The sequence below is a fragment of the Cellulomonas alba genome (genome assembly GCF_030362835.1).
In the GTDB taxonomy this organism is placed as follows: domain Bacteria; phylum Actinomycetota; class Actinomycetes; order Actinomycetales; family Cellulomonadaceae; genus Cellulomonas; species Cellulomonas alba.
This window is the reverse complement of the sequence record NZ_JAUCGQ010000001.1, coordinates 510,203-528,976: the sequence shown is the minus strand read 5'-3', so window position 1 is coordinate 528,976 and position 18,774 is coordinate 510,203. Positions and strand designations below refer to the sequence as shown.

At 74.8% G+C, this 18,774-nt stretch carries 16 protein-coding genes; 11 read left to right on the top strand and 5 right to left on the bottom strand.

The window, feature by feature from the left end; translation table 11 throughout:
- The first annotated feature begins 43 nt into the window (after positions 1 to 43).
- The 10 genes from QRT04_RS02375 (at position 44) to QRT04_RS02330 (ending at position 12,146) form a co-directional block, all read left to right on the top strand.
- Complete coding sequence (locus QRT04_RS02375; RefSeq protein ID WP_289453283.1) at positions 44 to 1,000, top strand: AAA family ATPase; 957 nt, start codon at positions 44 to 46, stop codon at positions 998 to 1,000.
- Entirely contained in the window at positions 1,000 to 2,142 is a 1,143-nt protein-coding gene (locus QRT04_RS02370; RefSeq protein WP_289453282.1) for a DUF58 domain-containing protein, read from the top strand. The genes QRT04_RS02375 and QRT04_RS02370 overlap by 1 nt, the downstream gene beginning before the upstream one ends.
- Positions 2,139 to 4,568 carry a transglutaminase-like domain-containing protein gene (locus QRT04_RS02365; RefSeq protein ID WP_289453281.1) on the top strand — a complete coding sequence of 810 codons (2,430 nt, stop codon included), beginning with the start codon at positions 2,139 to 2,141 and terminating at the stop codon, positions 4,566 to 4,568. The genes QRT04_RS02370 and QRT04_RS02365 overlap by 4 nt, the downstream gene beginning before the upstream one ends.
- Entirely contained in the window at positions 4,565 to 6,040 is a 1,476-nt protein-coding gene (locus QRT04_RS02360) for an RDD family protein (protein ID WP_289453280.1), read from the top strand. Before QRT04_RS02365 ends, QRT04_RS02360 begins: the two co-directional genes overlap by 4 nt.
- Before the next feature lie 21 nt (positions 6,041 to 6,061).
- A complete protein-coding gene (locus QRT04_RS02355) occupies positions 6,062 to 7,525 on the top strand; it encodes an outer membrane protein assembly factor BamB family protein (protein ID WP_289453279.1) in 1,464 nt (487 codons plus the stop codon).
- Positions 7,526 to 7,726: 201 nt separating this feature from the next.
- Positions 7,727 to 9,472, top strand: coding sequence for a 2-isopropylmalate synthase (gene leuA, locus QRT04_RS02350; protein ID WP_289453278.1), 1,746 nt, complete (start codon positions 7,727 to 7,729; stop codon positions 9,470 to 9,472).
- 295 nt (positions 9,473 to 9,767) lie between these two features.
- Positions 9,768 to 10,499, top strand: a complete 732-nt coding sequence (recO, locus tag QRT04_RS02345) for a DNA repair protein RecO (protein ID WP_289453276.1) — start codon at positions 9,768 to 9,770, stop codon at positions 10,497 to 10,499.
- Between the two features lies 1 nt (position 10,500).
- Complete coding sequence (locus tag QRT04_RS02340; RefSeq protein WP_289453275.1) at positions 10,501 to 10,935, top strand: NUDIX hydrolase; 435 nt, start codon at positions 10,501 to 10,503, stop codon at positions 10,933 to 10,935.
- Positions 10,936 to 10,959: 24 nt separating this feature from the next.
- The gene (locus QRT04_RS02335; RefSeq protein WP_289453274.1) at positions 10,960 to 11,736 is read left to right on the top strand and encodes an isoprenyl transferase; all 777 of its coding nucleotides are present in this window, start codon (positions 10,960 to 10,962) and stop codon (positions 11,734 to 11,736) included.
- Between the two features lie 68 nt (positions 11,737 to 11,804).
- Entirely contained in the window at positions 11,805 to 12,146 is a 342-nt protein-coding gene (locus QRT04_RS02330; protein ID WP_289453273.1) for a VOC family protein, read from the top strand.
- Between the two features lie 10 nt (positions 12,147 to 12,156).
- Here QRT04_RS02330 and QRT04_RS02325 read toward each other — a convergent pair whose 3' ends face one another.
- The 3 genes from QRT04_RS02325 to QRT04_RS02315 all read right to left on the bottom strand — a co-directional run bounded on the left by QRT04_RS02325 (position 12,157) and on the right by QRT04_RS02315 (position 14,953).
- Positions 12,157 to 13,077, bottom strand: a complete 921-nt coding sequence (locus tag QRT04_RS02325; protein ID WP_289453272.1) for a metal ABC transporter permease — start codon at positions 13,075 to 13,077, stop codon at positions 12,157 to 12,159.
- Positions 13,074 to 13,841, bottom strand: coding sequence for a metal ABC transporter ATP-binding protein (locus QRT04_RS02320; protein WP_289455683.1), 768 nt, complete (start codon positions 13,839 to 13,841; stop codon positions 13,074 to 13,076). Before QRT04_RS02320 ends, QRT04_RS02325 begins: the two co-directional genes overlap by 4 nt.
- Positions 13,842 to 13,903: 62 nt before the next feature.
- Positions 13,904 to 14,953 (bottom strand): metal ABC transporter substrate-binding protein, encoded by a 1,050-nt coding sequence (locus QRT04_RS02315; RefSeq protein WP_289453271.1) that lies wholly within the window; start codon positions 14,951 to 14,953, stop codon positions 13,904 to 13,906.
- 145 nt (positions 14,954 to 15,098) lie between these two features.
- On the opposite strand from QRT04_RS02315, the gene QRT04_RS02310 reads away from it, so the two are divergent.
- On the top strand, positions 15,099 to 16,484 hold the full coding sequence (locus QRT04_RS02310; protein WP_289453270.1) for a glycine--tRNA ligase: 1,386 nt from the start codon (positions 15,099 to 15,101) through the stop codon (positions 16,482 to 16,484).
- Positions 16,485 to 16,567: 83 nt separating this feature from the next.
- Here QRT04_RS02310 and QRT04_RS02305 read toward each other — a convergent pair whose 3' ends face one another.
- Together QRT04_RS02305 and QRT04_RS02300 are read right to left on the bottom strand one after the other, a co-directional pair.
- Positions 16,568 to 18,145, bottom strand: a complete 1,578-nt coding sequence (locus tag QRT04_RS02305) for a hypothetical protein (protein WP_289453269.1) — start codon at positions 18,143 to 18,145, stop codon at positions 16,568 to 16,570.
- Positions 18,142 to 18,774 carry a SigE family RNA polymerase sigma factor gene (locus QRT04_RS02300; protein ID WP_326522448.1) on the bottom strand — a complete coding sequence of 211 codons (633 nt, stop codon included), beginning with the start codon at positions 18,772 to 18,774 and terminating at the stop codon, positions 18,142 to 18,144. Before QRT04_RS02300 ends, QRT04_RS02305 begins: the two co-directional genes overlap by 4 nt.

Here is an 18,774-nt window from a genome sequence, read left to right as displayed (position 1 = left end):
CCCACCACCCGCGACTCGACCGGCCACCCCCGAAAGGACCCCCATGACCCCCGAGCAGTCCGTCTGGTTCGCCGAGACGTTCGGCGCGCTCGTCAGCAACGTCGGGCGCGCCGTGCTCGGCAAGGAGAAGCCCGTCCGGCTCGTGCTCACGGCGCTGGTGGCCGAGGGCCACGTGCTGCTCGAGGACGCGCCCGGCACCGGCAAGACCAGCCTCGCGAAGGCGCTCGCCGCGACCGTGCAGGGCACGCACAGCCGCATCCAGTTCACGCCCGACCTCCTGCCGAGCGACGTCACCGGCGTGACGATCTACGACCAGGGCAGCCGCACGTTCGAGTTCCACCCGGGGCCGATCTTCGCGTCGGTCGTGCTGGCGGACGAGATCAACCGGGCCTCGCCGAAGACCCAGGCCGCGCTGCTCGAGGTCATGGAGGAGGGCAACGTCACGGTCGACGGCGTGGCGCACCCGGTCGGTCGGCCGTTCATGGTCATCGCCACGCAGAACCCGATCGAGCAGGCGGGCACGTACCGCCTCCCGGAGGCGCAGCTCGACCGCTTCCTGGTCAAGACGAGCCTCGGGTACCCGGACCGCGCGTCGTCGATCGAGATCCTCGGCGGCGCACGCGACCGGACCGCCGGCCTCACCCCGCGCATCACGACCGAGGTCGTCGGCACCATGGCTGACCTCGCGCAGGCCGTGCACGTCGACCCGGTGGTGCTCGACTACGTCGCGCGGCTGCTCGAGGCGACGCGCGACGACGCGCAGACCTCGCTCGGCGCGAGCGTGCGCGGCGGTCTCGCGCTGGTCCGCTGCGCCAAGGTGTGGGCCGCCGCGGCGGGGCGCGAGTACGTGACGCCGGACGACGTGAAGGAGCTCGCACAGCCCGTGCTCGCGCACCGGCTCGTGCTCGACGTCGAGGCGGAGTTCGCGGGCGTCACGAGCCTCGACGTGCTCGACCGCCTGCTCGACCAGGTCGCGCCGCCGGTGCTGCGGACGGTCTGATGCGCATCACCCCGCTCGGCTGGGGGACCGCGGTCGTCGCGGTCCTCGGCCTCGTCGTGGGCCGGCGGCTCGGCTGGCTCGAGCTCGCGGCGGTCGGCGCCGCGTGCGCGGCCGTGTGTGTCGTCGCGCTGCTCATGACGATCGGCCGGGCGCGGTACGCCGTCGACCTCGACCTCGCGGACCACCGCGTGCGCGTCGGGGACCGCGCGACGGGTGGCCTCGAGATCCGGAACGCGGCGCGCCGGCGCGCGCTGCCGTCGCGCGTCGAGCTGCCGGTGGGCGCGAGCGTGGCGGAGCTCGCGGTGCCGAGCCTGGCGCCGGGCGCGAGCCACGACGAGCTCTTCTCGATCCCCACCTCGCGCCGCGCGGTGATCGTGGTCGGGCCCGTGCGCTCGGTCCGCGGCGACCCGCTCGGGCTCGTGCGCCGGTCGGTGCGCTGGACGCAGCCCGTCGAGCTGTTCGTGCACCCGGCGCTGGTCGGGCTCGCGGGCGCGAACGCGGGCCTGCTGCGCGACCTCGAGGGGCAGGCCACGCGCGACCTGTCGGAGTCCGACATGTCGTTCCACGCGCTGCGCGACTACGTCGCGGGCGACGACCGGCGCAACATCCACTGGCGGAGCTCGGCGCGGCACGACCGCCTGATGGTCAAGCAGTTCGAGGACACGCGCCGCACCCTGACGGCGCTCGCGCTCGCGACGAGCCCCGCCGACTACACCGACGACGACGAGTTCGAGCTCGCGGTCAGCGCGGTCGCGTCGATCGGCGTCCAGACCCTGCGCGACGAGCGCGAGCTGGCCGTCCTGGCGGGTCCCGGTGCGCTCCGGGTCGACACGCCCCCCCGCCTGCTCGACGACTGCTCGGGCCTCGCGCTCGCGGCGGGCGACGCGGGCGTCGTGCTGCTCGGCCGCCGCGTCGCGCGCGAGGCCGCAGGCGCGTCCGTCGCGGTGCTCGTCACCGGCTCGGGGCCCTCGGACGCGGACCTGCGGCTCGGCGCCCGCCACGTGCCGGCGGGCACGCGTGTGCTCGTCGTGCGGTGCGCGCGCGGCGCCGACGTCGAGGTGCGCACGCAGGGGTCGCTCAGCCTCGCGACGCTCGGCACCCTCGCCGACCTGCCCCGGCTGCTGCGGCGGGCGACCGGATGAGCACCACGATCGCGCCGACGCCCCGGACGGCGCCTCCCGTGACGCGCCGCGCCGCGCGACGCCCCGCCCGCCGCGGCGTCCGGCAGGGTGCTGTCGACGCGCTGTGCCTGCTCACGGCGCTCGGGTTCGCGCTCGCCCCTCTGCTCGGCGTCTACGGCGGAGCCACGGCGCTGCCTGCGCTCGTCGGCGGGCTCCTGCTCGGCGCCGGCGTCGCCGCGGCGGGCGCGGCACGGCGCTGGTCGGCGGCGACGACCGTCGCGCTCCTCCTCGTGGTGGGCGTCCTCGGCGGGGGAGCGCTCGCCGTCCCGGCGACCACCGTCGCGGGGGTCGTGCCCACGGCGCAGACGGCGCGCGCGCTGGTCACGGGCGCGACGTCGGGCTGGAAGCAGGTCGTCACGCTCACGACCCCGCTCGGCTCGTCCGGCGCGGTGCTCGTCCCCGCCTACCTGCTCGCGCTCGTCGGCGCGGCTGCCGCGCTGTCGATCGCGCTGCGCGTACGCCACCCGCAGGTCGCGACGCTCGCCGCGCTCGTCCCGGTAGCCGGGACGGTGGCCGTGATCGTGCTCGGGACCCGGTGGCCGCACCCCGCGCCGCGGCTGACGGGCGTCGTGGAGGCCGCCCTGCTGCTCGGCTGGGCGGCGTGGCGCGCGGGGACGCTGCGGGCGAGACGCGTGGTCGCGACCGGGCTGGTCGTGCTCGTCGGGCTCGGCGCGGCCGCGCTGGGCGGCCCGGTCGCGGTCGGCTCGACCCCCCGGTACGTGGTGCGCGACGAGGTCGTGCCGCCCTTCGACCCGTCGGCCTACCCGAGCCCGCTGTCGGCGTTCCGCGCGTTCGTCAAGGACGACGACGAGACGCTGTTCACCGTGTCCGGCCTGCCGGCCGGTGGGCGCATCCGGCTCGCGACGATGGACCGGTACGACGGCGTCGTCTGGAACGTGTCGGGTGACGGGTCGGCCGCGTCGGGCGAGTTCCGCCGCGTCGGCGCGACGACGGGCACGACGGCGCGGGGAACGGCCGCCCGCGTCCGGGTCACGATCGACAAGCTCACCGGCGTCTGGCTGCCGACGGTCGGCGACGCGCGCTCGTTCCACCTCGCGGCCGCGGACGCTGCAGACCTGCGCTACAACGACGCGACCGGCGGGGCGGTCCTCACGTCGGGCGTCCACCCCGGCGACGCGTACTCGGTCGACGTCGTCGTGCCGCCCGTGCCGGACGACACCACGCTCGCCAAGGCGCGGTTGGCCAAGGTCACGCTGCGCGACCCGGACGGCGCGCCGCAGAGCGTCTCCGTGACGGCCGCCGACGTCGCGCGCGACGCGGGTACCCCGGTCCAGGTCGCACGCACGCTCGCCACCTGGCTGTCGACGCAGGGGTACTTCAGCCACGGCATCACGACGCGCGGCGACTTCCCGTCGCTCTCGGGCCACGGCGCCGACCGCATGACGACGCTGCTCGGCTCCGACGTGATGGTCGGCGACGGCGAGCAGTACGCCTCGGCGATGGCGCTGATGGCCCGCGCGATGGGCCTGCCGGCGCGCGTGGTGCTCGGCTTCGTGCCCGGCTCGGGGACGCCGTCGGACAAGGCGGCGGGCTCGACGTCGGACGGCAAGGCCGCGAGCGGCGCCGTCGCCGTCAAGGGCCGGGACGTCCAGGCCTGGGTCGAGGTCGACTTCGTCGGCTACGGCTGGGTCCCGTTCGACGCGACGCCCCCCGCGCAGCAGACGCCGCAGCAGCAGCAGAAGCCCAAGCCCGCCGAGCCCGACCCGCAGGTCGTCCAGCCGCCGCCCGTGCCCCCGGCCGCGGTCAAGCCGCCCGACGTCGACACCGAGCAGCCGCAGACCGACGCTCCGCCGCGGGCCGACTCGGCCGACGACCGCTGGCGCACCGTCGCGACGGTCGCGGGGGCGGTCGCGGTCCCGCTGGCGGTCGTCGCGCTTCCCTTCGTCGTGATCGGCCTGCTCAAGGCCCGGCGCCGGCGCCGGCGGCGCCGTGACCGCGACCCCGTGGCGCGCGTCGCCGGGGGGTACGCCGAGGTGCTGGACCGCGCGCGCGACCTGCGCCGCCCGGTACCCCCCACGGCGACGCGCGTCGAGGCCGCCCGCGCACTGGCCACGGCGTTCGCGGACGCGCCCGCGCGCGCCGGCGTCGCGACCCGCGTGGACGCGCTCGCCCGCGCCGCCGACCGCGCCGTCTTCGCCCCGGGCACGCCGAGCGACGCCGAGACCCGGGCGTACTGGGCCGACGTCGATGCGGCGCTGTCCGCGATGTCGCGCTCCGTGCGCTGGCGCCGCCGCGTGCGCGCCCGGCTGTCGACGGCGTCGCTGCGCCGTCGGGCCGCCCGGCCGCGGCCGACCGCCGCACCCGTCCGCGCGCCCCGTGGCGCCCGCCGACCCGCTGAACCGCACGTCCGCCGAGGAACACGATGACCGATCCGCAGCACGCCCGAGACCCGCGCACCGCGGCCGACGACCTCTACGCGCCGGCCGTGGACCACGCGCCGCGGCCGGGACGCCCGGCGTCCGAGGCGGACCTCGCGTCCTACCCGCGCCGCGTCGGTGCGTTCGTGGTCGACCTCGTCCTCGCGTTCGCCGCGAGTGGCTGGGTGGCGCTCGTGGTGCGACCCGCGGACGGGGACGCGCTGCCCGTCGGGGTGCTCGCGGCCGCGGGCGGGCTCGGCGTCGTGCTCGCGGTCGTGCAGTGGGTGCTGCACGGTCGGCGGGGCTGGACGTTCGGTCGGCTGCTCACGGACATCCGGACCGTCGACGCCGAGACGCGCAGGCCGATCGGGATGGGCCGCGTGCTGGTACGCGGTCTGGTCGTCGCGGCCGGCGCGCTCGCGTGCCTGGTCGGCGCCTTCCTGGTGCTGGCGTCGCCGCTCGTCGACCCGACCGGCAGGCGGCGCGGCTGGCACGACCGGGCGGCGCGTGACGAGGTGCTCGACGCGCGCGCGCTGCGGCCCGGTGCGGCGGACGACCCTGCTCCGACGCGAGCCGCGCGCGCGGTGGGCGGCGTCGCGGTCGGTGGCTCGACCTCCTTGGCGCCGGACGTGCCCGACGAGGTGACTGCCGGGACGCCCGCGGCGCCCGTGCCGGCCTGGGCCAGCTCGGTGCTCGCGCCGACCGACGTGCCCGCGCTCCGCCCGTGGTCGGCGTCGGCGCAGCACGAGATGCCGGCCGTGACGGGCTCGCTGCGGCTCGCCCCGCTGGCCCCGCAGCGCAGCGGGCCCGACCTGGACACCCGTGCGATCCCGGTCGTGCGCGCCGCGTCCGCGCCGGCCGGCTCCGCACCGGCCGGCTTCGCGCCGGACGTCCCGACGCCGGGCGCGGCGGCGCCCGACGCTGCGGGTCCGGCCGGAGCGGCTGCTCTCGCGGCGCGCGCCGCCGGACCCGTGCAAGCCGTCGCCGAGCAGGTCACCGCGGTGGCGCCTGTCGCGGCGTCGGCCGGCACCCCGTCGACGCTCGACCCGGAGCTCGAGCTCACCCACCGAGCGGTGCCGCGGCCCGACGCGCTCGGCCTCGACGACGTCTCGGAGGAGACGCTGCCGTTCACCGGCCCGGAGACCGCCGAGATCGAGCTCTCCGACGGCCGCCGGCTCTACGTCGAGCGCACGGCCCTCGTCGGCCGCAACCCGGTCGCCCGCACGAACGTCCGCGCGATCCGCGTGCACGACCCGAACCGCTCGGTCTCGAAGACGCACCTGCAGATCGGCGTCGAGCCGGGCGGGGTCTGGGTCGCGGACCGCGGCTCGACGAACGGGACCGTCGTCACGCTGCCCGACGGCGGCCAGGTGCGGTGCGGCGTCGACCAGCGCGTGCGGCTGCGCGTCGGGTCGGTCGTGGTGTTCGGCGACTGCGCGCTGCGCCTGGTCCGGGGCCCGGGATCGCCGCCCGCGCCGTGATCCCTGGCCTAGAGTCGGACCATGGCGGAGCGACGCCAGGCTGCACGGATGCAGCTCGTCCGGGTCGACGAGGTCGATGCCGTCGCGCCCGGACAGCCGCTCGCCGTCGAGGCCGGCCTGCCGGACGCGCCCGGTCCCGTGCCCCCGACGCCTGGCGGCGCGAGGCGCGGTCGGCTGCCGCGCCGCTGGTGGCTGGTCGTCGTCGCGGCCGTGTGCGCCGTGGTCGCCGCGTGGCAGATCGGCGCGGCGCACGACCGCGCGTACGTGCGCCGCATCACCGCCGTCCCCGGTCTGGTCCGCCCGCTGGACGGGCCGCCCCGCGCGCTGTGGACCGCGCCGGCGTTGTCGGCGACGTCCGGCGTCGAGGCTGCCGACGGTCGGCTCGCTGTCGTCTCGCAGGTCGGCGACGAGCTCGTCCTCGCTGCACGCGACCTGACCTCGGGCGCCGAGCACTGGAGGCGGCCGCTGGCCAAGGCACCCACCGGCGACACGGAGGGTCCCGAGGTGCTCTGCCCGTCGGACGGCGGGGACGTCGGACCGCTCGTCGCGTGCGTGGTCACCCCGGCGCGCAGCCTGTACGCGACCGGCGCGGGCCGTCGGTCCGGCACGCCCACCACCGCGCTCTCGTTCGCCGCGGACGACGGCCGCGCGCTCGGGCGGTGGCAGACCACCGACGCGGTGCTCGACGTCGCCCGCATCGACGACGACCTCGTGCTCGTGACCTACGACCACGACGGCTACCTGGGCGTGGAGCGCCGGGCGGCGGCGAGCGGCACGACGCGCTGGGCGGTGCGCAGCGACGACCTGCTCGACCTGGCGCGCGCGACGCCGGCCACCACGGTGACGGTCGTCGGCCGATGGCTCGTGGTGCACGGCGCGGGGACGCTCGTCCTCGACGCGGCGACCGGCGCGGTGCTGCTCGACGAGCCGTCGCTCGAGAACGTCCGGGCGGTGCCGGTCGACGGCGACATCGCGACGTGGCACATCGGCACGGGCTGGCTCGTCACGAAGCTGGACGGGACCCTGCGGTACCGGCTGCCGGGCGCGCCGACCCTCGCGGCGGCCGACGACGGCTCGACGGGCCGCCTGCTCGTGGTCGACTCGGGCACGACCCTGCGCGGCCTCGACCCCGCCGACGGCCACGCGCTCTGGTCGCAGCCGCAGGTGATGGACCTCGTGTCGCGCGTGTCGCACCGGCTCGTGGTCGCAGGCGACAACCGCTGGGGCGTGCTGGACCCGCGCGACGGCCGCGAGCTGTGGTCCGTCGCGCTCGGGGAGCCCGTGCCGTGGCCGCCCCTGTCCGACGGCGCGCTCGTCATGGGCCCGGGCGACTCGCCCACCGGTGCGCTGCGGCTCGAGGCGTTCCACCTCGGGGACGGCGTGCCGGCATGGACCGTCGCGCTGCCGCGCCACGTCGTGAGCGTCGGCGTCGCCGCAGGTCATGTCGTCGCGCGGACAGCCGACTCGATCGTTGTCTACGGCTGACCCGGCGTCCGTCCGGCGGCCGGCGGCGGCGGCGGCAGCGGACGTCGGCTTGCGCCCGGGCGCCGTCCGCAGGGTAGGGTTCCACTCGTGTTCGGGCGCACGCTCCTTCTTCGTCGCCGCGGCGGGGCCTTCTAGGCCGGATCCTCGTCGCGGTGTTCGGTGTGCCGGCTGATTCCCGCCGAGACCGAAGGACGAACCCCGATGAGCTACCTGGAGACGAGCGCACAGCAGCCGTCGCCCATGCCGATCCACAAGTACCGGCCGTTCCACGAGCAGATCAAGGTCGACCTGCCGGACCGGAGCTGGCCGAGCAGGACGATCACGAAGGCACCGCGCTGGTGCGCCGTCGACCTGCGCGACGGCAACCAGGCCCTGATCGAGCCGATGAACCCCGCGCGCAAGCTCGAGATGTTCGAGCTGCTGGTGCAGATGGGCTACAAGGAGATCGAGGTCGGCTTCCCGTCGGCGTCCCAGACGGACTTCGACTTCGTCCGGAAGCTGATCGAGGAGAACCGGATCCCGGACGACGTCGTCATCCAGGTCCTGACGCAGGCGCGGGAGCACCTGATCGAGCGCACGTACGAGGCGATCGCGGGCGCCAAGCAGGCGATCGTCCACCTGTACAACTCGACGTCGATCCTGCAGCGCGAGGTCGTGTTCCGCTCGGACGAGGACGGCATCGTCGACATCGCGGTCTCGGGCGCGCGGTTCTGCAAGAAGTACGAGGAGCTGATCCCGGACACCGAGGTGTTCTACGAGTACAGCCCCGAGTCGTACACGGGCACCGAGCTGGAGTTCGCGGTCCGCATCTGCAACGCCGTGCTGGACGAGTGGAACCCGACGCCGGACAAGAAGGTGATCGTCAACCTGCCGGCGACGGTCGAGATGGCGACGCCGAACGTCTACGCCGACTCGATCGAGTGGATGAACCGGCACCTGCACCACCGCGAGAACGTGGTCCTGTCGCTGCACCCGCACAACGACCGCGGCACCGCGGTCGCCGCCGCCGAGCTGGGCTACCTGGCCGGCGCGGACCGCATCGAGGGCTGCCTGTTCGGCAACGGCGAGCGCACCGGCAACGTCTGCCTGGTGACGCTCGGCATGAACCTGTTCAGCCAGGGCATCGACCCCGAGATCGACTTCTCGGACATCGACAACATCCGCCGCGTCGTCGAGCGCTGCAACCAGATGCCGGTGCCCGAGCGGCACCCGTACGGCGGTGACCTCGTCTTCACCGCGTTCTCGGGTTCGCACCAGGACGCCATCAACAAGGGTCTGGCGTCGATGGAGGTCCGCGCGGCCGCCGAGGGGAAGTCCGTCGACGACATCGTCTGGGCGGTGCCCTACCTGCCGATCGACCCGAAGGACGTGGGCCGCAGCTACGAGGCGATCATCCGCGTCAACTCGCAGTCCGGTAAGGGCGGCATCAGCTACCTGATGAAGTCGGAGAAGGACCTCGACCTGCCGCGTCGCCTGCAGATCGAGTTCTCGCAGGTCGTCCAGAAGCACACCGACCGGCTCGGCACCGAGGTGACGGCCGACGACCTGTGGCAGATCTTCAACGACGAGTACCTCCCGGTCGAGCCGGGCAGCCCGTTCGACCCGTGGGGCCGGTTCGCGCTGCGCGGCACGCGCTCGACGTCGGTCGAGGCCGGCGCCGACACGCTCGCCGTCGACCTGCTGGACCGCGGTGAGCCGCGCACCGTCGAGGGCACGGGCAACGGTCCCGTCGCGGCGTTCGTGCAGGCGCTGCGCAGCATCGGGTCCGACGTCGCGGTGCTCGACTACGCGGAGCACGCGCTCTCGTCGGGTGGTGACGCCACCGCCGCGGCGTACGTGGAGTGCGCGATCGGCGACGAGATCCTCTGGGGTGTCGGCATCGACCCGTCCATCACGACCGCGACGCTCAAGGCGATCGTCTCCGCGGTCAACCGGCACGAGCGCTGAGGCTGCTCGCACCCGACTTCCCGGTCCCTGCACCACCCCCGTGGGGCACCGGGCGCGTCGGGCCGAGCCTCGGCGAACCCGTGCACGGTCCGCGCACGCCGTGCCGTGCGCGCCGATCCGGCGCGTGCGGCTCACGACACCGGCGCCGCCACCCACTCCAGCGGCAGCGCCTGCACCGCTCGCGAGCGTGCGGTCCAGAGGTTCGGGCTGGACCGCACGCTCGCCGCACGTCCGTCACCCGGCGCCCGGCGGCGAGCCCGCGGGCGATGTCGGTGCCACGGGGGACAATGGCGGCGTGCCCCTGTACCGCGACGAGGCGATCGTCCTGCGCACCCACAAGCTGGGGGAGGCCGACCGCATCGTCACGCTCCTGACGCGCTCGCACGGCAAGGTGCGCGCCGTCGGCAAGGGAGTGCGCCGCACGACGTCGCGGTTCGGGTCGCGGCTCGAGCCGTTCATGCACGTCGACGTGCAGCTCTCGAGCGGGCGCAACCTCGACATCGTCACGCAGGCCGAGACGCTCGGCGCCTACGGGCGTCCCGTCTGCGAGGACTACGCGCTGTACACCGCGGGCACCGTGATGCTCGAGACGGCCGAGCGGCTGGTCGAGGCGGAGCACGAGCCCGCGCTGCAGCAGTACTGGCTGCTCGTCGGAGCCGTCCGGGCGCTCGCGGGCCGTGAGCACGCCCCGGGCCTGGTGCTCGACTCCTACCTGCTGCGCGCGCTCGCGGTCGCCGGCTGGGCGCCGAGCTTCACCGACTGCGCGCGCTGCGGCGAGCCGGGCCCGCACCACGCGTTCGCGGTCGCGTCCGGCGGCGCTGTCTGCGCCGCGTGCCGGCCGCCGGGGTCCGCGGCACCTGCGCCCGAGACGTTCGCGCTGCTCGCGGCCCTGCTCGCGGGGGACTGGGCGACAGCCGACGCGAGCGCCGAGCGGCACCGCGGCGAGGGCAACGGGCTCGTCGCCGCGTTCTGCCAGTTCCACCTCGAGCGCCAGCTGCGTTCGTTGCCGCTCGTCGAGAGGGTCTGACGTGGAGCTCCGGGTCGCGGCGTACGCGGTGGTGATCGGCGACGACGAGGCGATGCTGCTGGCGCACTGGAACGACGGCCCGGGCCGCTCGGCGTGGACGCTCCCCGGCGGCGGCCTCGAGCCGGGCGAGCACCCCGCCGACGCCGCGGTCCGCGAGGTGCGCGAGGAGACCGGGTACGCCGTCGAGCTCGACGAGCTGATCGGCGTCGACTCGATCGTGATCCCGGCCGACCAGCGGCCGACTGCCGACGAGCCGGTGCAGCTGTTGCGCATCGTGTACCGCGCGCACGTGGTGGGCGGCGAGCTGACCGACGAGGCCGACGGCTCGACCGACGAGGCGGCGTGGTTCAGCCCGCGCGAGGTCGACGATCTGGACCGCGTCGAGCTGGTCGACACCGCCCGCCGGTTCGCCGGGTGGGAGCCTCCCGAGGTCTGACGCGGCCCCGGGCAGAATGGGCGCGTGCCGCAGCCCCCGTACCCGCACCCGTCCGGCGCGCGCCCGCCCGCCATCCCGAAGGAGTTCGTGCCGCGCCACGTCGCGGTCGTCATGGACGGCAACGGCCGGTGGGCGAACGCGCGCGGGCTGCCGCGCACCGAGGGGCACCGCGCGGGGGAGGCGTCGCTGCTCGACGTCGTCGCCGGCGCGATCGAGATCGGCGTGGAGTACGTGTCGGCCTACGCGTTCTCGACGGAGAACTGGGCGCGCTCGCCCGACGAGGTGCGCTTCCTCATGGGCTTCAACCGGGACGTGCTGCGCCGCCGCCGCGACCTCATGAACAGCTGGGGCGTCCGCGTGCGCTGGGCGGGCCGCCGGCCACGGCTGTGGCGCTCGGTGATCTCGGAGCTCGAGGAGGCCGAGCGGCTGACCGCGGGCAACTCGACCTGCACGCTCACGATGTGCGTCAACTACGGCGGGCGCGCGGAGATCGCCGACGCCGCGCAGGCCATCGCGCGTGAGGTCGCCGCGGGCCGCATCAAGCCGGACAAGGTCAACGAGAAGCTCGTCGCGAAGTACCTCGACGAGCCCGACCTGCCGGACGTCGACCTGTTCCTGCGGTCGTCGGGCGAGCAGCGGACCAGCAACTTCATGATCTGGCAGGCCGCGTACGCGGAGCTCGTGTTCCTCGACGAGCCGTGGCCCGACGTCGACCGTCGTCACCTGTGGCGCGCTGTCGAGGAGTACGCGCGGCGCGACCGGCGCTACGGCGGCGCGGTGGACCAGCCCTCGGGGGAGTAACGCGGGGCGGACTGGAGGCGGGGCGCGCGACGCCGGTGCTGTCGGTGGCCGCCGCTAGCCTGCCCGGCATGACGCTGGCTCTCGAGATGGTGACGTTCGACTCGCTCGACCCGCGCGCGCTCGCCGCGTGGTGGGCACGGCAGACCGGTGGCGCGGTCCGCGACGAGGCGGACGGCTGGTTCGTCACGGTCGAGGGCGGCGCCGTCCGGCTCGGCTTCCAGAAGGTCGGCGACCCGACACCGGGCAAGAACCGTCAGCACCTCGACCTCATGGCTGCCGACCGCGCAGCCGAGGTCGACCGCCTCGTGGCCGATGGCGCGACGTACGTCGCGGCACACGACGAGGGCGGGTTCTCGTGGGTCGTGCTCGCGGACCCCGACGGCAACCAGTTCTGCGTCGCGCAGGGCTGAGGCGGGCCGTTCAGTCGCGGGCCAGCTCCGGCTCGTCGGCGAGCAGCACGTCGTCGACCACCTCGGGGTGCGGGTCGTGCACCGGGGCGGGGTGGCGCAGCACGGGTCGGAGCGCCGCGGCGGCGCCGTAGACGAGGATCGCGAGGACGACGATCGTCGCGCCCGGCGGGATGTCCCACCAGTACGTGATGACGAGCCCGACGAGGCTGACAGACACTCCGACCACCGAGGCGCCGAGCATCGTCCGAGCGAACGAGCGCGCGTACAGCTGCGAGACGGCGACCGGCACGATCATCAGCGCGCTGACCAGGAGCAGGCCGACGACGCGCATGGCGATCGTCACCGTCAGCGCGGCGATCACGGCGACGAGCATCGACAGCACGCGCACGGGCAGGCCCGACGCACGGGCAAACTCCTCGTCGTGGCTCACGGCGAACAGCGCGCTGCGCAGCCCGAGGCCGACGCCGAGGATCACCGCGGCCAGCGCGACCGTCAGCCAGACGTCGGACGCCGAGACCGTGGCGATCGAGCCGAACAGGTAGCTGATCAGGTTGGCGTTCGTGCCGCCCGCGACCTTGATGAGCAGCACGCCGCCCGCGATCCCGCCGTAGAACATCAGCGCGAGCGCGAGGTCGCCCGACGTCCGGCCGCGCTCGCGGACGAGCTCCATGACCAGCGACCCGACCACGGCTGCCACGACAGCGCCCGGGACGGCGAGGGCGTCGTTGGGCACGACGCCGGCCCAGCTGCCGACGAGCCAGCCGAGCGCGACGCCCGTCAGAGCCACGTGCCCGATGCCGTCGCCCATGAGCGCCATGCGCCGCTGCACCAGGAACGTGCCCACGATGGGCGCGCAGGCACCGACCAGCACGGCGGCGACGAGAGCCCGCTGCATGAGCGGCGAGGTCAGCATCTCCACGACCGGGCTCATGGCACCTCCACGTTCAGGGTCGGCCCCGTCGGCGGCGGCTCGGGGTCGGGGTGGGCGTGCTCGTGCACGTGGTGCGCGCCGGCGTGGTCGGCCCGCGCGGCCGGCGGGGGGCCGTCGTGCACGACGCGGCCGTGCCGCAGCACGACGGCGCGGTCGATCAGCGGTGCGAACGCGCCGATCTCGTGCAGGATCACGACGACGCTCGTGCCGGCGTCGTGCAGCCGCGCGACGGTGTCGACGAACGTGGCCTGCGTCGGCACGTCGATGCCCGTGGTGGGCTCGTCGAGCACGAGCAGGTCGGGGTCGCTGACCAGCGCCCGTGCGATGAGCACGCGCTGCTGCTGGCCGCCGGACATCTCCTGCACGCGCCGGTGCGCGTGGTCGGCGAGGCTCACGGACTCGAGCGCGGCGAGTGCCCGGGCGCGCGCCCCGCGGGGCGGTCGGAGCCGCCGCCCGTGCAGCAGCCCCGACGTCACGACCTCGAGCGCGGTCGCGGGCACGCCCGACGCCGCGGGCAGCCGCTGCGGCACGTAGCCCACGCGGTCCCACGGCACGGTGGGCCCCAGCGGGGCGCCGAAGAGCCGGACCGTCCCGGACGTCGCGGGCATGACGCCGAGCAGCGCGCGCACGAGCGTCGACTTGCCCGACCCGTTCGCACCGAGCAGCGCGAGCACCTCTCCGGGCGCCACCGTCACCGACACGTGGGACAGGATCGGCTGGCCGCCGATCACGACCGAGACGTCCTCGGCGGCGATCGTCGGCACGGCGGCGCCGTCGAGATCAGCGGTCCGCGCGGCGCCGGTGGTCGGGCCGCCGGCCAGGGCGCTCACGAGCACCCCAGCGCGCCGCGGAGGGCGTCGAGGTTGCGGTGCTGGACAGAGAAGTAGTCGTCGCCCGTGGTCGTGATCCCTTCGATCGGGTCGAGCACCTCGGCCGTGACGCCGAGCTCGGAGGCCAGCGTCTTGGCCACCTTCGGGCTCACGAGCGTCTCGTAGAAGATCGTCGTGATGCCTTGATCCTTCACGAGGCGCCCCACCTCGGCGAGGCGCGCGGGCGACGGGTCGGACTCGGGGTCGAGGCCGGAGATGCCGACCTGGACGAGGTCGAAGCGCTCCGCGAGGTACCCGAACGCCTCGTGCGACGTGACGAACGTGCGTGTGCGGCACGTCTCGAGCCCGGTCGTGAACGCGCGGGTCAGGTCGGCCAGCTGCGCGTCCAGCGCGGCCGCGTGGGTGCGGAACGTCTCGGCGGAGGCGGGGTCGGCGGCGGCGAGCTGGTCGGCCACGGCGTCGACGACCGGGCGCAGACGGTCCGGGTCGAGCCAGAAGTGCGGGTCGACGCCCACGTGGGCGTCGTGCGACTCGTCGTCCGCCTCGTGGTCGGCGTCGTCGCCGGACCGCGCGCCGTGGCGGTGCTCCTCGTCGACCGTCATGAGGTGGACGTGCGCGGACGCGTCGACGACGCGCTTCGGCCGGACCTGCTCGACCGCGTCGTCGACCGCCGCCTGGAAGCCCGACTGGTACACGACGAGGTCGGCCGTCTCGAGCTGCGACACCTGCCGCGGCGACAGCTCGACGTCGTGCGGCTCGGCCCCCGGCGGCGTCAGCGACCGCACGTGGACGAGGTCGCCACCGACCTGCTCGGCGACGAACTGCAGGGGGTAGAACGACGTCATCACCTGGAGGTGGCCGTCGTCGGCCTGCGCGCTCTGCGCGCAGCCGGCCAGCGCGAACGGCGCGGCGACGGCGACAACCAGCGCGGCCGCCCACGACCGCGCTCGGCCGCGGCGGCTCGCGCCGGCCCCGCGGCGCGAGGGGGGACGCTCGCCGCGGGTGGGCACCCGGTGCGACGCGTGTGCGGCGGCCGGAATGCTCATGACGATCATTCTCATCTTGCTGAGAACGAATGTCAAAACCGGGATGCGGTCGCCCGGTAGCCTGAGGGCGCTCGTCGCGGCGCTCCCGCCGCGCATCCCGTCCGCCCGCGACACCCAGCCGCGGGCCCACCACCTGGAGTCTCCCGTGGCCGCTGTCTCCCGCCTGGACGCCGTCGTCTCCCTCGCCAAGCGGCGTGGGTTCGTCTTCCCGAGCGGCGAGATCTACGGAGGTACGCGCTCCGCGTGGGACTACGGACCGCTCGGCGTCGAGCTCAAGGAGAACATCAAGCGCCAGTGGTGGCGCGCGATGGTCACGAGCCGTGACGACATCGTCGGTCTCGACTCGGCGGTGATCCTGCCCCGCCAGGTCTGGGTAGCGTCGGGCCACGTCGGCGTCTTCACCGACCCGCTCACCGAGTGCCTCAGCTGCCACAAGCGCTTCCGCGAGGACCAGCTGGTCGAGGAGTTCACCGAGCGCAAGGGCCACGAGCCCGAGGGCGGCCTCGCGGGCGTCAACTGCCCGAACTGCGGCACCAAGGGCCAGTGGACCGAGCCCCGCGACTTCAACATGATGCTCAAGACGTACCTCGGCCCCGTCGAGGACGAGTCCGGCCTGCACTACCTGCGGCCCGAGACGGCGCAGGGCATCTTCGTCAACTTCAAGAACGTCTACACCGCGGCGCGCATGCGCCCGCCGTTCGGCATCGGCCAGATCGGCAAGTCGTTCCGCAACGAGATCACACCCGGCAACTTCATCTTCCGCACGCGCGAGTTCGAGCAGATGGAGATGGAGTTCTTCGTCGAGCCCGGCACCGACGAGACGTGGCACCAGTACTGGATCGACACGCGCACCGACTGGTACACCGACCTCGGCATCAGCCGCGAGAACCTGCGCCACTTCGAGCACCCGAAGGAGAAGCTGAGCCACTACTCGAAGCGCACGGTCGACATCGAGTACCGGTTCGGCTTCCAGGGCAGCGAGTGGGGCGAGCTCGAGGGCATCGCGAACCGCACGGACTTCGACCTGTCGACGCACACCGAGCACTCGGGCCAGGACCTGTCGTTCTTCGACCAGGCCAAGAACGAGCGGTACGTGCCGTACGTCATCGAGCCCGCGGCCGGCCTGACGCGCAGCCTCATGGCGTTCCTGGTCGAGGCGTACGCCGAGGACGAGGCGCCCAACACCAAGGGCGGCGTCGACACCCGCGTCGTGCTCAAGCTCGACCCGCGCCTCGCGCCGGTCAAGGCCGCGGTCCTGCCGCTGTCGCGCAACGAGCAGCTCTCGCCCAAGGCGCGCGACCTCGCCGCCGAGCTGCGCAAGGCGTGGAACGTCGACTTCGACGACGCGGGCGCGATCGGCCGCCGTTACCGCCGGCAGGACGAGATCGGCACGCCGTTCTGCATCACGGTCGACTTCGACACGCTCGACGACCAGGCCGTGACGATCCGCCACCGCGACGACATGTCGCAGCAGCGCGTCGCGCTCGACCAGGTCGCGGGCTACCTGGCCCAGCACCTGATCGGCGCCTGACGCACGGACACAGCGGGGCGCGACCTTCCGGGTCGCGCCCCGCTGTGCGTGCACGACGATCGCGCCGACGCACGACGCGCCGGTCAGCGGTGAGGAGCGCCGATCAGCGCACGGACCGCGGGGAAGAACGTCTCGGCGTCGGCGCGGTCGCACGTGCCGCTGCACGCCGGGTCGACGACCGTGCCGTCCGGCAGGCCGAAGAGCACGCCGCTCTCCGTGTCGAGCAGCCGGGTCGCCGCCTCCCCGACGGCGCCGACGGCGAACCACCGGCCCGCGCGGAGCGAACCCCCTTCCGTGTGCGATACGGGGAACAGGGGGAGCTCGACAGCGTGGGCGACCTGGCCGTCGGCGAGGCGGAAGCCGGCGAGCGACACGTAGAACGCGCGCGCGGACGGCAGGTCCTGCGGCACCGAGCCGTAGGTGAACATCGCCGGTGTCGGAGCCGAGACCGACGTCGCGCCGAGCACCGGGTCCGCCGTCAGGTCCGTGTCCGGTCCGGTGACCGCGGTGCCGGGCCCGACCTCCACGTCCAGGTGCACGCGGCCCTCGGCCGCGCCGGACGGCTGGAGGCGCGCGGCCAGACCGCCGAAGGTGCCGAGCTCGAGGTTCCGTCCGACGAGCACCGGAACCGTCGTGGCGAAGACGTCTGGCGCGACGACCTGCGCGACTCCCGCGGCGCTCGAGGTCGCAGCCGGCGAGGGCGTCGACACCGGTCCGCCGTTCGTCGGAGCGGGGACGCCGTCGAGCGCTCCGCCGAGGGCCCGGACCGCCGCGGCCAGACCTGGCACCTCATCCAGCTGCGGGCACGCCGCGCCGCCGGGCGCCTCGCACGGCTCGGCCACCACCCGGCCGTCCGAGCCGACCACGACGACGCCCGTCGCTCCCGTGGCGAACGCGCCGGCGGCGGCACCGGTGGCCCGCCACACCGAGAGCAGGTGGTGGCTGCCGTCCGAGAACGTCGGGACCTCGACCGCGTGGGACGTCGACCCGTCGCCGACCGTGAACCCGGCCGCGCTCCACACGACGACCCGGGGGTCGGGCAGCGCGAGCGGGACGACGGCCACGCCGAGCCGCCCCCCGTCGTTCGTCGACGAGTCGAACCAGGTGCCGCCGTCCGCCGGGGCGCCGAGGAAGCCGGGGTCGATCGAGTCGCGCGGCGGCGTGCCCCAGATCCACGCGGCCCCGCCGTCCGTCGAGTCGACCGAGCCGCTCTGGACGCCGTTCTGCACCGGCCCCACCACGAGCCTGATCTCGCCACCTCCCGTCGCGAGCCCGAGGTCGATCGACGTCTCCAGGGCAGCGGCGGGAACCGTTCCGTAGTAGTCGGCCACGGCCGGCGGCTGCCGGTGCGCCGGACCGGGGAGGTTGGTGGCGACGAGCCCCTCGGCGACCTCCGTCGTCCGACCGCTGCCGATCGGGTGCGCTCGCTGCGCGTCGCCGTCGGCGGGCGGAGCCGACGTGTTCCCGTGCAGGTCGGCGGTCACCAGGGTCACGGCCATGAGCGCCGCGACGCCGCCGGCCGCGCCGGCGAGCCGCAGGGCGGTGCGACGCCGCACGAACCGTCGCCCTGCCGCGAGCACGGCGTCGGGGTCGAGCTCCATCGGTGGCGCCGCGCTGGCGGCTCGCGCGGCGAGCATCGGGTCGGGTCGCAGGTCCGTCATCGTTCGGCTCCCTCGGCCACGAGGACCTCGCGCAGGTGCGCCAAGCCACGCGACGCGGTGGACTTGACGGTCCCGACGCTCACGCCGAGCTCGGCGGCCACCTCGGCCTCGGGGAGACCGACCAGGTGACGCAGCACGATGACGCGCCGCTGCCGCGGGGTGAGCAGGGCGAGCGCACGGACGAGCTGGTCGCGGTCGTGGGTCGTGCCGTGCTGGTCGGGCGCGTGGGACTCGGGCACCGCGTCGAGCAGGACCTCGCGCCGGCGCCGACGCCACGTGTCGACGCGCAGGTTCACCAGGATGCGGCGCGCGTACGCCAGCGGGTCGGTCGAGACGCGGTCCCACGCGGCGTAGGTCCGGACCAGCGCGGTCTGCGTGAGCTCCTCGGCGCGGTGCGCGTCACCGGTCAGCAGCCACGCGGTGTGCAGGAGCGTCTGCGAGTGGCTCGTCATGAACGCGGTGAACTCGGCGTCGCGTTCCGACGGGGTCGGGCGCGTGCGTGCGGAGACGACCGCGAGCGTCTCGTCGGCGACCACGCTCCGGTCCTCGTCCGCGTCGCGCTGCCGGACGCGCGCGGTACGCGGGGCGGGCGGCTCGCCCGTGCTCCGGCGCACGATCGGGATCGGCAT

Bases quoted from the DNA above. Each gene is read 5' to 3' on its own strand.
- QRT04_RS02375 (WP_289453283.1), top strand. From the start codon at position 44: ATGACCCCCGAGCAGTCCGTCTGGTTCGCCGAGACGTTCGGCGCGCTC.
- QRT04_RS02370 (WP_289453282.1), top strand. From the start codon at position 1,000: ATGCGCATCACCCCGCTCGGCTGGGGGACCGCGGTCGTCGCGGTCCTC.
- QRT04_RS02365 (WP_289453281.1), top strand. From the start codon at position 2,139: ATGAGCACCACGATCGCGCCGACGCCCCGGACGGCGCCTCCCGTGACG.
- QRT04_RS02360 (WP_289453280.1), top strand. From the start codon at position 4,565: ATGACCGATCCGCAGCACGCCCGAGACCCGCGCACCGCGGCCGACGAC.
- QRT04_RS02355 (WP_289453279.1), top strand. From the start codon at position 6,062: ATGGCGGAGCGACGCCAGGCTGCACGGATGCAGCTCGTCCGGGTCGAC.
- leuA (WP_289453278.1), top strand. From the start codon at position 7,727: ATGAGCTACCTGGAGACGAGCGCACAGCAGCCGTCGCCCATGCCGATC.
- QRT04_RS02330 (WP_289453273.1), top strand. From the start codon at position 11,805: ATGACGCTGGCTCTCGAGATGGTGACGTTCGACTCGCTCGACCCGCGC.
- QRT04_RS02325 (WP_289453272.1), bottom strand. From the start codon at position 13,077: ATGAGCCCGGTCGTGGAGATGCTGACCTCGCCGCTCATGCAGCGGGCT.
- QRT04_RS02315 (WP_289453271.1), bottom strand. From the start codon at position 14,953: ATGAGCATTCCGGCCGCCGCACACGCGTCGCACCGGGTGCCCACCCGC.
- QRT04_RS02305 (WP_289453269.1), bottom strand. From the start codon at position 18,145: ATGACGGACCTGCGACCCGACCCGATGCTCGCCGCGCGAGCCGCCAGC.
- QRT04_RS02300 (WP_326522448.1), bottom strand. From the start codon at position 18,774: ATGCCGATCCCGATCGTGCGCCGGAGCACGGGCGAGCCGCCCGCCCCG.